The 14,810-nt window shown below is 53.9% G+C and carries 12 protein-coding genes; 4 read left to right on the plus strand and 8 right to left on the minus strand.

What is annotated here, in order from left to right; translation table 11 throughout:
• Window positions 1–37 precede the first annotated feature (37 nt).
• The 5 genes from HUN04_04710 to HUN04_04730 all read right to left on the minus strand — a co-directional run bounded on the left by HUN04_04710 (window position 38) and on the right by HUN04_04730 (window position 3,893).
• Window positions 38–802, minus strand: coding sequence for a hypothetical protein (locus HUN04_04710; protein WDP89065.1), 765 nt, complete (start codon window positions 800–802; stop codon window positions 38–40).
• Between the two features lie 262 nt (window positions 803–1,064).
• Window positions 1,065–1,394, minus strand: a complete 330-nt coding sequence (locus HUN04_04715) for an MGMT family protein (GenBank protein ID WDP93164.1) — start codon at window positions 1,392–1,394, stop codon at window positions 1,065–1,067.
• A gap of 4 nt (window positions 1,395–1,398) precedes the next feature.
• A complete protein-coding gene (locus HUN04_04720) occupies window positions 1,399–2,283 on the minus strand; it encodes an amino acid ABC transporter permease (GenBank protein ID WDP89066.1) in 885 nt (294 codons plus the stop codon).
• Entirely contained in the window at window positions 2,273–3,088 is an 816-nt protein-coding gene (locus HUN04_04725) for a transporter substrate-binding domain-containing protein (protein ID WDP89067.1), read from the minus strand. Before HUN04_04725 ends, HUN04_04720 begins: the two co-directional genes overlap by 11 nt.
• Window positions 3,089–3,122: 34 nt before the next feature.
• Entirely contained in the window at window positions 3,123–3,893 is a 771-nt protein-coding gene (locus HUN04_04730) for an amino acid ABC transporter permease (protein WDP89068.1), read from the minus strand.
• A 737-nt stretch (window positions 3,894–4,630) separates the two neighbouring features.
• On the opposite strand from HUN04_04730, the gene HUN04_04735 reads away from it, so the two are divergent.
• The 3 genes from HUN04_04735 to HUN04_04745 all read left to right on the plus strand — a co-directional run bounded on the left by HUN04_04735 (window position 4,631) and on the right by HUN04_04745 (window position 10,158).
• Window positions 4,631–6,550, plus strand: a complete 1,920-nt coding sequence (locus HUN04_04735; protein ID WDP89069.1) for an FAD-dependent oxidoreductase — start codon at window positions 4,631–4,633, stop codon at window positions 6,548–6,550.
• A 41-nt stretch (window positions 6,551–6,591) separates the two neighbouring features.
• On the plus strand, window positions 6,592–9,351 hold the full coding sequence (fdhF, locus tag HUN04_04740; GenBank protein ID WDP89070.1) for a formate dehydrogenase subunit alpha: 2,760 nt from the start codon (window positions 6,592–6,594) through the stop codon (window positions 9,349–9,351).
• A gap of 213 nt (window positions 9,352–9,564) precedes the next feature.
• Window positions 9,565–10,158, plus strand: a complete 594-nt coding sequence (locus HUN04_04745; GenBank protein WDP89071.1) for a DUF1573 domain-containing protein — start codon at window positions 9,565–9,567, stop codon at window positions 10,156–10,158.
• Between the two features lie 205 nt (window positions 10,159–10,363).
• Here the strand turns inward: HUN04_04745 and HUN04_04750 are convergent, their stop codons facing one another.
• From HUN04_04750 to HUN04_04760, 3 genes are all read right to left on the minus strand, one after another.
• Entirely contained in the window at window positions 10,364–11,734 is a 1,371-nt protein-coding gene (locus tag HUN04_04750) for a hypothetical protein (GenBank protein ID WDP89072.1), read from the minus strand.
• A 70-nt stretch (window positions 11,735–11,804) separates the two neighbouring features.
• A complete protein-coding gene (locus HUN04_04755; protein ID WDP89073.1) occupies window positions 11,805–13,241 on the minus strand; it encodes an aspartate aminotransferase family protein in 1,437 nt (478 codons plus the stop codon).
• 25 nt (window positions 13,242–13,266) lie between these two features.
• Complete coding sequence (locus HUN04_04760; protein ID WDP89074.1) at window positions 13,267–14,028, minus strand: sulfite exporter TauE/SafE family protein; 762 nt, start codon at window positions 14,026–14,028, stop codon at window positions 13,267–13,269.
• A gap of 112 nt (window positions 14,029–14,140) precedes the next feature.
• On the opposite strand from HUN04_04760, the gene HUN04_04765 reads away from it, so the two are divergent.
• Window positions 14,141–14,809, plus strand: coding sequence for a TetR/AcrR family transcriptional regulator (locus HUN04_04765; GenBank protein ID WDP89075.1), 669 nt, complete (start codon window positions 14,141–14,143; stop codon window positions 14,807–14,809).
• The last annotated feature ends 1 nt before the right edge of the window (window position 14,810 follow it).

Consider the following 14,810-nt stretch of genomic DNA (forward strand, 5'->3'; position numbering starts at 1 on the left):
TCACCACGACACCTGTCTTCAGGCGGATTAAAAATTGTCAATCTTTCAGCGTGACTTCTCTGAAATAAGGGCTTCGCATAATATACGATATATCATAGACCGCTGTATCCTCAGCCATACCCGATGACATGAACAGCATGCCAAAGGTCATCCCCGGCGCATCGGGGAGCTGGGCATCCACATCCCACCCGGCCAACGTCCGGGCCTCCTGGGATGGAAACAGGTCAAAAGATGCGCCGGTGTTGGTCCATCCGTGTGCCATCAGTTCCGAGCAGTATATTTGATCCTCCGAGGGCATGAAAAAGTAATCGTAGCCGACCCCGTTGTATTCGTACATCTTATGTATCCATATATGGATCAGAAAATCGCCGAGACTAAAGGCAAAGAAATTCCGTATGGCAGGGTGAATATATGACAGATCAATTCCGAGCCCTTCAAGTTCTGCAAACCCGATGGCTCTCTTATGCGGCTTGAACAGCCGGATGGAGCCGGCAGCGCAGATTTCCAGAAAAGAAGGCCAGGAAAGAAAATGGACACCGCCCCCGTATCCATCGGAATGGATCACCCCCTTAACACCGCCAATGGTTGCGGTTACCCAGTTGTGATTGATATCACATTGGGTAACGCCCACAATCAGCCAGTTTAGATCAACAGGCATTTCGGTATGCAGGCTGACACCCACATACCCATTACCGGGGAAGGAAATATCTCCGGCATCCGATGCCGTTGCAATCCTTGAATCAAGGGTGAACATCAATAAAAAAAGAATCAATAAGAACCACGTTTTTTTCAGGGGTGTCATGGGCAGCTCCTTGTTTGTTTATGGTTTTTACAGCCTTCTTTGAAAACCTCATGGATCCAGTGAGGTCCGGGTGAGCCATGAACAATAAAAAGACAAGCCTCCCTGGCGGCTTTTACACGAATAATTTTGATCTATGATTCTGCCCGGGGCCGGTTCCGGTATCTGAGCGGGGAGATCGCAATAGGGAGTCCCTAACTTATATACCTGTCAAAAGAAAAAAAACAAGGTTGAAATTTTGCCGCCAAACGGGCCGGACGATAATCTAGGATAATTCAGGCCCGTCATCAGCAGGGGCCCATAGATAGACGGAAAGGTCAATGGTATGGGTGGGAGAAAAATAGATCCCTTCCGATTCCAGCAATGCCTTCTGGAGTTCGTAGCCCCTCCCCCGGGGCAGGGAGATCTTTCCTGCGGCATTGACCACCCGGTGCCAGGGCAGGTCGTGCTTTTGCGACATGGAATGGAGGAGTCTCGACACCTGCCTGGCCCCCCGGGGATTGCCGGCCAGGGCCGCCGCCCTGCCGTAGGAGAGCACCCGGCCCTCGGGAATGGCCGAAATCACATCCAGCACTTTTCGGGTAAAGGGACTGATGGGCTCACCCCCTTGGAGAAAATTTTTTATCAAGGTAATTGATGGACATGGACAAAGGAAAGGTGAGGATAAAATAAAGCAGGGTCACCGTCACCCATACCTCAAATGTGAGGAATGTTGCCGCCATCACCTCCATGCCCTGGAAGGTCAGTTCCTGGATGGAAATCACAGAGACAATGGCCGAGTCCTTGATGGTGGAAATAAACTGCCCGGCAAGGGGAAAGGCCACTTTTCTGAACGCCTGGGGCAGAATAACCAGCCTGAAGGTCTGGGGTCCGGACAGGCCTACGGAATAGGCCGCCTCCCACTGCCCCCCAGGCAGGCCCAGGATTCCCCCGCGGACGATTTCACAAATATAGGCCCCTTCGTACAGCCCCAGGGCTGCCACGGCGGAAAGAAATGCATTGAAACGGCCGGGCTCGGCCATGAGCAGCGAAACGGTTTTCTGCACCCCGGCGGACTGGCCCCTCAGCCAGACATCCAGCTCCAGCACATCCAGAAATCGGCTGGAAACAAAATAATAAAAAATAATCAGCAGCACCAGCGAAGGGATATTCCTGACCACCTCCACATAGGTCCGGCTGACAAAGCGCTGGAACCCGTCCCCGCGGGCCCCCATGATGCCGGTGGCGGTTCCCAGAACAAAGGCCAGGACCGTGGCCCAGAGACTCAGCTTGACTGTGGTGAAAAATCCCCTGACCAGGATATTGGGCACCAGCGCCCCGGTCTCCGGATCCCTGAAAAAGAAATACCGGGGGATGGCCCCCCAGTCCCATTCATAGGCCAGCACCGACCCCATTCTGGATACAAAAAAGGATATGGCGGCAATGACCAGGGCCAATGCCGCCGCATCCACAAGTGTTATTTTATTGGACGGTTTACTGAACAAGGCTTTCCCAGTCCCTGGTCTTGAACCAATAGTCTTCCCTTTCCTTGAGGAATCCGGACTCGTGGTTGATGAGAATCCAGTTGTTAAAATAGTTCAGGGCATCGTAGTCCCCCTTCCGGAGGGCAAATCCGATGGGTTCCCTGGTAAAATTATCCTTAAGGGGAACAAAGAGTTTCTTGGAAAACTTCAGGGCATGGAAGGCGGGCATGGGGGCCGAGGAGACCACGGCATGCACCCGGCCCAGATTCAGTTCCTGCAGGGCCTGGCTCTCATTTTCAAAGAGCTTGAAACTGGCATTGGGCATATATTTCCTGGCGGCCTGCTCGGCCGTAGTGCCCATGCGCACGGCAATGGCCACCTCTTTTTTATTAAAATCTTCAATGCGTGAGAAACCTGCGGCCTTTTTGCGGTGGGCGACCATGGACATGCCCGAGTACTCGTAGGGTATGGTAAAATTCACCTTGAGATTCCGCTCCGGGGTGATCCCCATCCCCCCGATGATCACGTCGAACTTTCCGGTCAGCAGGGCCGGGATAATGCCGGACCAGGCCGTGGGCACGAACTCCACCGTCACCCCCATGTCTGCGGCCAGTTTTTTGGCCACGTCGATCTCAAACCCGATGAGGCGGCCCTGTTTATCTTTCATGGCCCAGGGCACAAAGGTGGACATCCCCACCCTCAGCACCCCTTGTTTCTGAATCTTTTCAATGATGCTTTCCTGGGAAAGGGCCGCACCGGTCTGTCCGGCAAAGGCAGTGCCGGCGGCCAGCATGAGTGCAATACATACCAGCAATAACTTTTTCATCCTGTTCTCCTTTGGTGGATTTATTAATTTATGATTAAAGGATAAACTTCATCCGGATTTCCAGTTTTCTGATCAGAAAAGAGAGGCTCGCCGTTATGGCAAGATAGCATAATGCCACGGCAAACCATATTTCAAAAGTTAAAAAGGTTTCGGATACGATTTTCTGGGCCTGCATGGTCAGATCATAAATGGAAATGGTGGAGACCAGGGCTGAATCCTTGATCAGGGAAACGCTCTGCCCGGCCAGCATGGGCAGGGTGGTCCTCAGCATCTGCGGGAATATGACCTTGTAATAGATCACCGGCCGGGAAAGTCCCAGCCCCATGGCCGCCTCAACCTGGCCCTTGGGAACCCCCAGAATCCCCGACCGGATAATTTCCGAGGCATATGCCCCCTCAAAGAGACTCAGGGCCCAGACGGCCGACCAGAAGGCCGAAATATCCAGCACCGGGGAAATGACAAAATAGATCATAAAAATCTGAATCAGCAGGGGGGTATTCCGGATGGTTTCCACATAGATCCATGCCAGGGCCCGCACAACCGGAAAAGGAGAGAGCCTGGCCATGGCGGAGAAGCATCCCAGAAACAGGGAGAGCAGCAGGCTGATACCGGAAATTTGCACGGTAACAAAAAGCCCCTGCATCAATATTCCCGGCACCGGTCCGCCGGATCCGGAAGTAAAGAAATAATGGGGGATGCGATACCACTGCCAATTGTATTCAAGCCCCCGGTATCCGGTAAAAAGAACAGCGGCCATAAGCGCGACGAAGAGCAGGGATTTGATCAGATTGCGGGGCGGATACATCCTTTTCCTTTGCAGGTCGGTCTTTAAAAAAGGTAACCATACCATGAACGAAGGCAATCTAAAACCCCAAACCCCAATTTGCCAGGACTATCACGTTCAGGATTCGGGTTTACCCGGCAGGGACAGGGCAAATGTTCAGCAGTGTCAACTTGTCCCCAGCCGGCCGCTCTTTATTTTTTCCTATGGACAAGTACCCCTCCTTCCATTGAAATAAAAGATGCATCGCTGCCCAGGCCTTGGCCGGGTCCACGGCACCCTTTTTCACACGTTTCAAAAAAAAGAAAAATTCATGAAAAAAGGCAGGTAAGAGTATCGACAGCAGACATAGCGAGCAATTCTTTTCTGGGGAGGAAATCGTTATATTTGAATAATTGTTCGTGTCACCGCCAGCGGTACGATATCGGATTTCGGTTTGACAAAAAATAGTTTTTGCACTATTCAAAAGCTAATTTGTCCACGAATTAAGGAATTTTTCTATAATGCATTATCTTTTCGGCTTTACCTGAGCGAGTACAGAGATCTACCCGTGGGGTAAATAGGCTTTAAGATAATGGATATCATCTTTCTCCATTCCAGTTAACCTTTCCGGCAACATTTCAAGGCCGGCTTCTCTGTGCCTGCAAAAGGTGATCGGACGTTTTGCGCCTTTTCGGGAGGTTCTTTTCTGACGGGCTGTACCGGGCTGGCATCTGTCCGAATAATGAACTCATAAGCATTGTAAAGACAAAGGAGTTTCTATGAATCATCCAGTAATCGATACCTGGATCGGTGATGAACAGGAGTTGGACCTGTCATGCCTTGATGCGGGGCATTGGGAAAAGATGCCCAGAGCGGTTATGGGTTGGAAAGGGTTAAAAATATGGGATAAAAGTGTCGACCCGGTGGACATGTTGGCGGCCTACCTGAGCAAAGCTTCAGAAGAATCCTGCGGCCAGTGTACCCCCTGCCGTCTGGGCACGGCCAGGATGGCAACGCTTGCCCAAGGGTTGAGCAAAGGAGAGGGTAAGGCGGGTGATCTGGATCAGATCCGTCATCTGGTCCGCCAGATTGGTCATACGGCACGGTGTGACCTGGGGCGGACCCTGGCCAAACCAGTGCTGGACCTGATGGATCAGTTCAGAAACGAGTTTACTGCTGCGGTTAGGGGGAAACGGAGAATTCAAAAATCGGCAACCTATGCGGCGACCCTCACCGCTCCCTGCATCCAGGCCTGCCCGGCCCATGTGGATATTCCGGCCTACCTGGAAAATGTCCGTATGGGGCAATGGTCCAAAGCCATGGACACGGTCCGCCAGGGGTGCCCCATGCCCGGAACCATCGGCCGGGTCTGTGTCAGGCCCTGTGAGTCTGCCTGCCGGAGGGGAGAACTGGATGCGCCCTTATCTGTCCGGGCGGTGAAACGTTTCCTGGGTGATCTGGAGATGGGCGGTGAACTGGCCCCCCTTTCTTCAGATTCAAACACGCGTCCCGAAAAGGTGGCTGTTGTGGGCGCAGGCCCGGCAGGCCTCTCCTGCGCCTACTATCTTGGAAAACAGGGGATAAAGGCCACGGTATTTGAAGCCCAGGAAGGGCCGGGCGGCATGGCGGCATACGGCATCCCATCCTACCGCCTGCCAAGGGATGTGATTGCCCATGAAGTGCGGATGGTGGAATCTGTCGGCGCTGAAATTCGTTATAATACGGCCATCGGAAAAAATATCTCCCTGGAAGAGTTGACCACCCAGGGGTATAAGGCCGTTTTTGTCGGAGCCGGTGCGCCGGCACCGGCCAAGATGCGCTGTGACGGAGAAGATGAGGGGTATGAGAATTTCATTCCCGGCGTTGAGTTTCTGGCAAGGGCCGCCAGGGGGGAAACACCCCTTTCCGGAAGGCGTGTGGCTGTCATCGGCGGAGGTAACGTGGCCATGGACTGTGTGAGAACATCCCGGCGGCTGGGATTTTCCAATATCAACCTGATTTACCGCCGCACCGAGGCCCAAATGCCGGCAGATCCCCATGAAATCAGGGAAGCCAGAGAAGAAGGGGTAAAGTTTCATTTTCTTGTGGCGCCGGTCAGAATAGTTGCCGATGACCAGCACCGGGTCACCGGACTGGAATGTATGAAGATGATACTGGGAGAACCGGACAGCAGCGGCCGGAGAAGACCGGTTCCTGTGGAAAATTCCCAGTTCATCATGGAATGCGATGCCATTATCCCTGCCATCGGCCAAACCTGTACTTTGGATAATTTCCTGCCCAAAGAGGACGGGGTTTTAAGCCGGTGGAACACGCTGGAGGTGGATTCAATCACCGGTCAGTCACCCATCCCCCATATTTTTGGCGGCGGGGACTGCGCCACAGGACCAAGCACCCTCATCGCAGCACTGGCTGCCGGGAAAAAAGGGGCGCTTGCCATTGCCGGATACCTTGAAACCGGGACATGTCCGGATGAGAATGATGAAATGGTCCGGATACTCACCCATGCGCCGACCCTTTTCCAATCAGAGACGACCTTCTCTTATCCCGGATGCACCCAGCGGGCTGAAGCGCCAATCCTGCCGCCTGAGATCCGGGTGGAAAATTTCGATGAAGTGGAAAAAGGATTTGCTCCTTTTCAGGCGAGAATCGAAGCCGCCCGGTGCCTCCGCTGCTACCGCATGGTCATGGCAGCGTTTTAGGCGGGTTTGAGAATCTGACGATTGAACAGAAAGGAAAAATAATGCCGACTCTTATCATCAATAACAACCAGATAACTTTTGAAACGGGGCAGACCATTCTGGAGGTCGCCCGGAAAAACAATATTGAGATCCCAACCCTTTGCTACCTGTCTGAATGCATGCCCACAGGACAATGCCGGATTTGTGTGGTGGAGGTGGCAGGTAGCGCAGACCTTTTGCCCGCCTGCGAGACCCCGGCAGGTGACGGCATGACCGTCCTCACCCACAGCCCGTCCGTAAAAGAGGCGAGAAAAACCATCATTGAGATGCTCATCACCTCCGGGGCCCACAATTGCCTGCTCATGGAGGCACCCGCCGAAACCTGGAGCGAAAAACAGACCGGGATCATGGACCAGCCCTGGCATGATACCACCTGCCCGGCATACGGAGATTGCCGTCTCCAGGACCTGGCCATTGAATACGGCGTAAAGGTGCAGGAAACCAGCCTGAACTGGCAGAACCATCCCCTGGACGATGAAACCCCGCTGATTGTCAGGGATTATTCCCGGTGCATCGGCTGCGGCCGCTGCATTCAGGCCTGTAACGAAATCCAGGTCAACCTGGCCATACCGGAAAACTTCGGCCGGCGGGCCGATCATCCGGACGGATGGTACCCGGTTGTGGATTATGAGGCCTGCACCCATTGCGGGCAGTGTGTTCAGGTCTGCCCCACGGGCGCCTTGTTTGAAAAAAAGGCATTTGGCATGGCAAACAACAATGAGGCCGAAAAGATCCGGACCACCTGCCCGTACTGCGGAGTGGGCTGCCAGCAGTTGCTCCATGTCAAGGATGACCGGATCATCAAAGTGACCGGTGTGGAGGACGGCGCACCAAATAAGGGCCGCCTCTGCGTCAAGGGGCGGTTTGGATATGATTTTATCCATTCCCAAGAGCGGCTGACCCATCCATTGATCCGGGAAGGGGAAACCTTCCGCAAGGCCTCATGGGATGAGGCCCTGGATCTTGTGGCCGGCAAATTCACCCAGATCATCAAAGATCACGGTCCCGACGCCCTGGCCGGCATCTCCTGTGCCCGCTCCATCAATGAAGACTCCTATAACATGCAGAAACTTTTTAGGGCAGTGATCGGGACCAACAACATCGACCACTGCGCCCGGACCTGCCATGCCCCCACCGTGGCCGGGCTGGCCCAGTCCTTTGGTTCCGGCGCCATGACCAACTCCTTTGATGAATTCAAGCATGGCAAACTCTTTTTTGTCATCGGCTCCAACATGACAGAGGCCCATCCCGTGGCCGCCACCTGGATCAAGCAGGCCGTTCGCAACGGTGCCCATCTCATCGTGGCCGACCCCAGGTACAACGGTATTGCGGCCCACGCCCACACCCATCTGCAGATCAAGGTGGGGTCGGATGTGGCCCTGCTGAACGCCATGATGCAGGTTCTGATCACTGAAAATCTTTATGACAAAGAATATGTGGATGCCCATACCACAGGTTTTGATGCCCTCAAAGAGATGGCATTGTCATGGCCGCCGGAGAGGGCGGCCCAGATCTGCGGGGTTACGGCGGACGAGATCCGGACCGTGGCCAGAAAGCTGGCCTCAATCAAACCGGCTTCCCTGATGTACACCCTTGGGATCACCGAGCACACCTGCGGGGTCAACAACGTCATGTCCTGCGCCAATCTTCAGATGCTTCTGGGCAACGTGGGCTATGCCATGGGCGGGGTGAACCCCCTCAGGGGCCAGAACAACGTCCAGGGTGCCTGTGACATGGGGGCCCTGCCTGCAGATCTCCCCGGTTACCAGAAGGTGACGGATACGGCATCCCGTGAAAAATTTTCCATGGCATGGGACGCGAACCTTTCCGAGAAGCCCGGCCTGATGATTCCGGATATGATCGACGGCCTTGCCAACGGGAAAATCAAGGCCCTTTACGTTTTTGGAGAAAATATCGCCAATACCGAGCCTGATATCCATCATGTGGAAAAATGCCTGGCCTCTGCCGAATTTCTGGTGTGCAACGATATCTTTGTCACCGAGACCACACGGTTTGCCCATGTGGTGTTTCCGGCCACGGCCTGGAGTGAGGACGACGGCACCTTTACCAACAGTGAACGGCGGGTCAGCCGGGTGCGAAAGGCTGTGACCCCTCCGGGTGAATCAAGGCCCAACTGGTGGATTTTCAAGGAGATCGCCCGCCGGATGGGCAAAGTGTGGGCGTCAAACAGCGGCCAGGAAATCTGGGACAACGAGCTGGCCGAGCTTTGCCCGCTTTTCCATGGGATCCGCTTCTCACGGATCGAAAATGACGGCCTGCAGTGGCCCTGTCCCTCATTAGACCATCCCGGGACAAAGGTTATGCATCCGGACGGGGCCTATACCTGCGGCAAGGGCAACCTTAAGGCCATTGAGTGGACGCCGCCCGCCGAAGTGCCTGATAAGGCGTATCCCTTTGTCCTGAGCACCGGGCGCCGCCTCTACCATTACCATACCCGGACCCAGACCGGACGGTGTGGCGGTCTCAACGATCTGCTGGGCGAGGAAACCGCCGACATTTCTGCTCAGGACGCCCAACGCCTGGGCATTGCCCAGGGCGAAAAAATCCGGGTCTTTTCCCGGAGGGGATCGGTGGAGGTGAGGGCCAAGATTACGCCACAGGTGCCGGAAGGACTTGTGTGGATGGCATTCCACTTCAGGGAGGGATGTGCCAACTTTCTTACCAACTCTGCGGCTGACCCGGTTTCCAAGACAGCGGAATTCAAGGCCTGTGCCGTGAACATAGAAAAAATCGCATCCTAACGTACAAACTGCAGATTCAGGTCGCTTCCGAAATGGGAGCGGCCTGAAATTCACAAGGACAACATAAACAGAGGGCAGAAAGTGAAAGCAAGAATTTTTCAATTATTTACGGCAGGAGCGCTGTTTTTTTGGGCTGGCTTGGCCCTTGCCGCTCCCAAGGCCATTCCAGTCAATCCCAGATATGAGTTCCCGCCGACACCTGAAGGACAAAAGTTGATCCATGAATTTATTGTCAGGAACCAGGGGAATTCGGAACTCAGCATACTCCGTGTTATTCCATCTTGCAGTTGCGTCAGCCATTCCTTTGACAGGACGATTCCTCCGGGCGGGGAAGGAGGGATAAAAATAGGAATAGAGACCGGCGGATACGGGGGGCAACACCTTCACAGGAGTATCCTGGTCAAGACAAATGATCCGAATAATAAAAAAATATACCTGACCGTAACGGGCAAGGTAACCCAGAGCGTAACAATCAAACCGGCTGTGGTCAGCCTGAGCGGCAATCCGGGTCAGAGTCTGGAGGCGCTGGTGACCATCAGCCCGGCCAAAGACTTTAATATTAAGATTTTGGAAATGACCCAAAAAATCCATACCAGAATTAAGGCGGAACTGGCGGCGCCCGAGCAGGGCAACCGGGACTGGCATGTTAAAATTAGGACCTATTCAGACAAGGCCGATGATTTTTACGACATTCTTACACTCAAAACGGACAATCCGCTCAAACCCGAACTGAAGGTCAGGGTATACGCCATTTATTTGGATAAAACCAAAATCGCTATTGTTCCGAAAAAACCGCATAAGCACTAGCGTTTCTATTGTTGGGGATTGGAATTTTACAAATCCACTTCGGATTTGAAAACACCCTCAATCCAATAGAGAGTCTCCTTGTCGAAAATTTTAAAAATCTCCTAAGAAAATGGATCAATGGGTCAACTATTTACAAAATTGGCAGGGAAACCCGAATTGCATTCCTGTCTTGCTTTCGGGAAGGTTATACCGTAAAAAGCCCTTTCTATGTATTCCGGGTTTGGGACGGGCCGATATAACCGAATCCCTTCATCAGTAACAGCACCGCAATGAAAATACCGGCGAAAACCAGGGTGGAAAACCCGACGCTCCAGTTCCACCACAGAGGCCCGTTGACCAGCAGGGTGCAACCGCCGACGAGGGGCAGCACCAGGATGTTCATGACGGCAATCTCAAAGGCGACGGGTGTCTTGAATTCAGGATCGACCATGCGCAGCAGCAGCAATCCGCAGGAAACAGTGCCGGTGACCGTCCCAAAGATAGCGGCTGACCGCTCTAAGCCAAAGCGATCCAGACGTTTGCCAAGATAGACCACCAGCACGCTGGTAAAGATGCCGTTTGCCAGGGCGATAAGGCTGATGGGAAGCAGGTATGCCCGGACCACCGCAAACTGAATGGCGCAGACGGTGGCCACGATCAGAAAATCGACGGCCCATCCCGTAATTCTCCGCTGGATACCGCTGTCCACCAGGTAGGCGGTCTGGGTCTTTTCCATCAGCCACCGGAAAATATAGGCGACCCCCAGTCCGAAAAAAAAGAAAAATCCCCAGAGAATGGTGACCACATCCGCCGGTAAGAATGTCCCCAGCAGGGTTACCAGGCCGTAGGTGATACCATAGACAACACCCACCAGGGCGGCCTGGAAAGCAAGGGTTTCAGCGTTTCCGGACTGGATCGTGAGATGACCTGCCGATTCGGTCTGTTGGCCACGGGAGGTCAGTCCGGTGATGAATTCCCGTGACAGGCGCCCTGATCCGCAGAAAGCCCACCCTTTTCGAATTCCGTAATTGACCAGGGGGACCCCTACGAAAAAGGCAAAAAAGTATCCCGTCGCCGCAAAAGTGACGCCGATGGTGGCACCGCTGTCAAACCCCAATGCTTCCCAGGCCTTTCCCATGGACAGGGCCTGGCCTGGTCCTTCATTAAAACCCAGGGGGGAAAGGAATCCGAAGGTGGGAAACAAGTCCATCCCAACAATGCCCAGGGCAATTACGAATAGACCGCCAATGACCGCCTGCATGGGAAAGGTCAGCCCCTGCATCAGTGCCATCCAGCCGGGGCCCCGGTACCATTTCCCATCCGCGGCCGGCCGGCCCTGTTCCCCATCACGGGTCAGGCCGACGGAAATAAAGGAGATGTTGAAAAAGTGATACGCAAATGTTTCCAGGGTCTCAGCCGGGATCTGGACGACCCCGGTCTGGAGCAGAAGCAGGCCCATGGCCCCGCCCACCAGGCAACTGGGGAATAGAAATCTCTGCAAGATGCCAAGTTTTGCCCGGAGGACGATGCCCAAAAGCAGCATGGCCGATAAAAAGGCAAACACGAGCATGGAATCAAAGGGGAACGGACTGGTCATCTTCACCTCCTGGTTTGTGGGTTGCCCTGATCTTTTATTTCATTGATCCGTTTATGAACGCAATGTTTTTTTACTGGACAAAGAGATCGTTGACAAATGAGGTCAGGATCTTTTCCCGGGCTCCCGCATCCAGGACATCAAGAATTCCGTTGATGTCCGCCATGCGGTCCGGCAGTCCCTCACCGTCAATGCCGGCCATGGCCAGCAGGTTCTTCATGTCCCCATCCGAGACATCGTCCAGGTTGAGCCCCTTAAGATCATTTTTCACCGCACCGACCAGGTCTCCGTCCGGCAGTTGCGCCGCCTTTTTCACTGCGTCGGCCAGGTCTTTAAGCAGATCGTCTTCCCATCCTACGTTGGAGGCATTGACAGAGAGGTGGATATGGGCCGGAGCGTTATCAAAGGAAAGGGCTGGCTGAATATACCACCCCCTGGCGTTCATTTCATCGATGATATGAAAGACATTAATGCTGTCAGCGGTAAAAGCGATGAGGGTCATCTGGGGATCTGCCAGCAGCCTGAGGCCGTCAATTTCCTGGATGCCCCGGGTCAGTTTCTTTACGGCGGCAAGTTTTTTTTGAGCAATCTCGAGATAGCCATTCTCCCCCACGTAGTTGAGAACGGCCCAGGCAGCGGCCATGGGGCCACCGGACTTGCTGCTCTGAACGGCGTTGTTGACGATGGTATAGCCGATCCACCCGGAGCAGGCAAATATTTGATGCTTGCGCAGCGCCTTATTCCGGTAAAGTACCAGTGAGGCCCCCTTGGGGCAGTATGCATACTTGTGAAGATCCATGGACATGGAAGAAACACCCGGCACACTGAAGTCAAAATCCGGCACCGGCTCTCCCAGCCGTTTAAAAAAGGGCAGGAGGAAGCCGCCCATGCAGGCGTCGGTATGAAGCCACAGGTCCTTTTCAAGGGCAATTTCCCCCAGTTCGGCAATGGGGTCGATGATCCCCTGGGCATAGGACGGGGCAGATCCCACCAGCATAATGGTATTGTCCGTCACCTTCTTGCGCACAGCTTCAGGGTCCACCTTAAAGGTGTGGGGATCCACAGAGACCAGGACAACTTCCAGGCCGAGATAGTGGGCGGCTTTGTGAAATGCCGCATGAGCTGTTGCCGGGAGAATGATTTCCGGCTTCAGGATATCCGGCCGTTTGGCCCGATAGCAGTCCCGGGCCGCTTTAACGGCCAGGATGATGCTTTCAGTGCCGCCACTGGAAAAATTACCCACCACCTGGTCATCACCGCCGAGGTGGCGGGCCCCAAAGGCGGCCAGTTCCCGTTCCAGTTTCTGGAGGCTTTTGAATACGGTAAAATCAAGACCGTTTTCGGATAAGAAGGCATTGTATGCCTTTTTGGCCACATCCATTATCTTTTGGCCGGGATCGAAAACATACCCGAATGCGCGGCCTTCCCGCCATTTTAGGTCATCTTTTCTAAAATCTTCCAAAGCGGCAAATATCTGTGATTCGCTTCTCCCGGTTTTTGGAATTTCCATTTTCTATCCCTCCTTTATGCTTGGTTCATGTTGACCAGGGTTGACAGATTTCCCACATGCTCTTTGCCAGCAGCAGTCCGGACAATAGTATCAGGTATATCAGTACCCGCTTTCTGAAACGGACGGGGTCGGTTTTTAAAAACCCCCTGTTCCCGGCGACAATGCCAATGACCAGGGGGACAAGCGCCGTAAGGAATATTTTGACGGTGGGGGGCGTGATCAATCCTGATGCGCCGCATACTGCGGCGGCAATCAGATCGGATCCGAAAAAAAAAGCGATCAGGGTGGCCCGGGATACCTCAGTGTGGGTTGGGGATGAGAAGAAAAAAAGGATCACCGGCGGTCCTCCCACGGCAGCACTGCCGGTCAAAACCCCGGAGACCCAACCGGCTCCTATTGCGCCGATCCTGCCGATTTGCCGTCGGTATTCCCCCCCTGTCCACAGCAGCCCGGCCAGCCCGGCCACCACAATGGCAATACCAATTTTGAGCAGGCTCTCGGGCAGGAACTTGAGCAGCCATACCCCGGCAGGGGATCCGGCAGTCACCCCAATGGACAGCCAGCCCAGGGTATGCCAGTTGATTTTTTTCCAGACGCCGGGGATCAGGTATCCCGAGGCAGCGACTTCAAGCATCAGCACGGCAGGGACAACGGTTGCCGGCGGGTAGATAAGGGAGAGTCCGGCCACGGTGATCATGGAAAAACCGAATCCACTGTATCCCCGCACATAGGCGGCAATCAGGATAATGCCGACAAAAAAAATGAAATAAACAGGTGCACCGGCCATATTCTCACTTGACTCCCATAAGGATTGATCAGTAGTATACATCAAGTGCTATAGATTTCACAGGTGTGAATTATCATTCGTTTTTGTGCAATGTCAATAGGAAAAATCATATATGGGAAAAGACAGGCCGGGCGCCAGCAGGAAAGAGTGGGAGAAAGCCCAGAAGGAAAAGCGGATCATTGACATCGCACGGGAGGTGTTTGTCGAAAAGGGATTTGAAAAAACTGGCATCCCTGCGGTCGCGGAAGCGGCCGGTTACAACAGACGCACCATCTACCTCTATTTCAGGGACAAGGAGGAACTTTTCATGGCCGTGGTCCTCCATTGCATGACCATGCTTCGGGACCGCATGGCCGATGCGGCTGAAAAAATACGTTCAGAGGGAACCGGGCTTTCGGGTGTTGCCCGCGCCTTTTTTGCCTTTGCCCAGGAACACCCGGCATTTATGGACCTGATAATGGTTTATGAATCAAGACATTTTGTCTACCATGAATCAGAACGGAACCGGCCCTTAAGTGAACGCCAGGCTGCCTGCCAGGCCGTCTCTCAGGAGCTCTCCGACCTGGTGACCGCTACCCTTGAAAATGCCATTCAACGCGGCGCTCTTAGAACAGACCTTGCCCCGAGGCCACTGATGCTGCTGCTATGGGGGCAGATCCTCGGTGTTACCCAGATACTTCGAATCCGGGAGAAGCATTTTGACGCTGTTTTCGGCATGACACAGGAGGACCTGTTCAACCATTTTCTCCGCATGATGGAAACGTCCCTGGTCAAGGAATGAT

The sequence above is a fragment of the Desulfobacter sp. genome (assembly GCA_028768525.1).
Lineage (GTDB): Bacteria > Desulfobacterota > Desulfobacteria > Desulfobacterales > Desulfobacteraceae > Desulfobacter.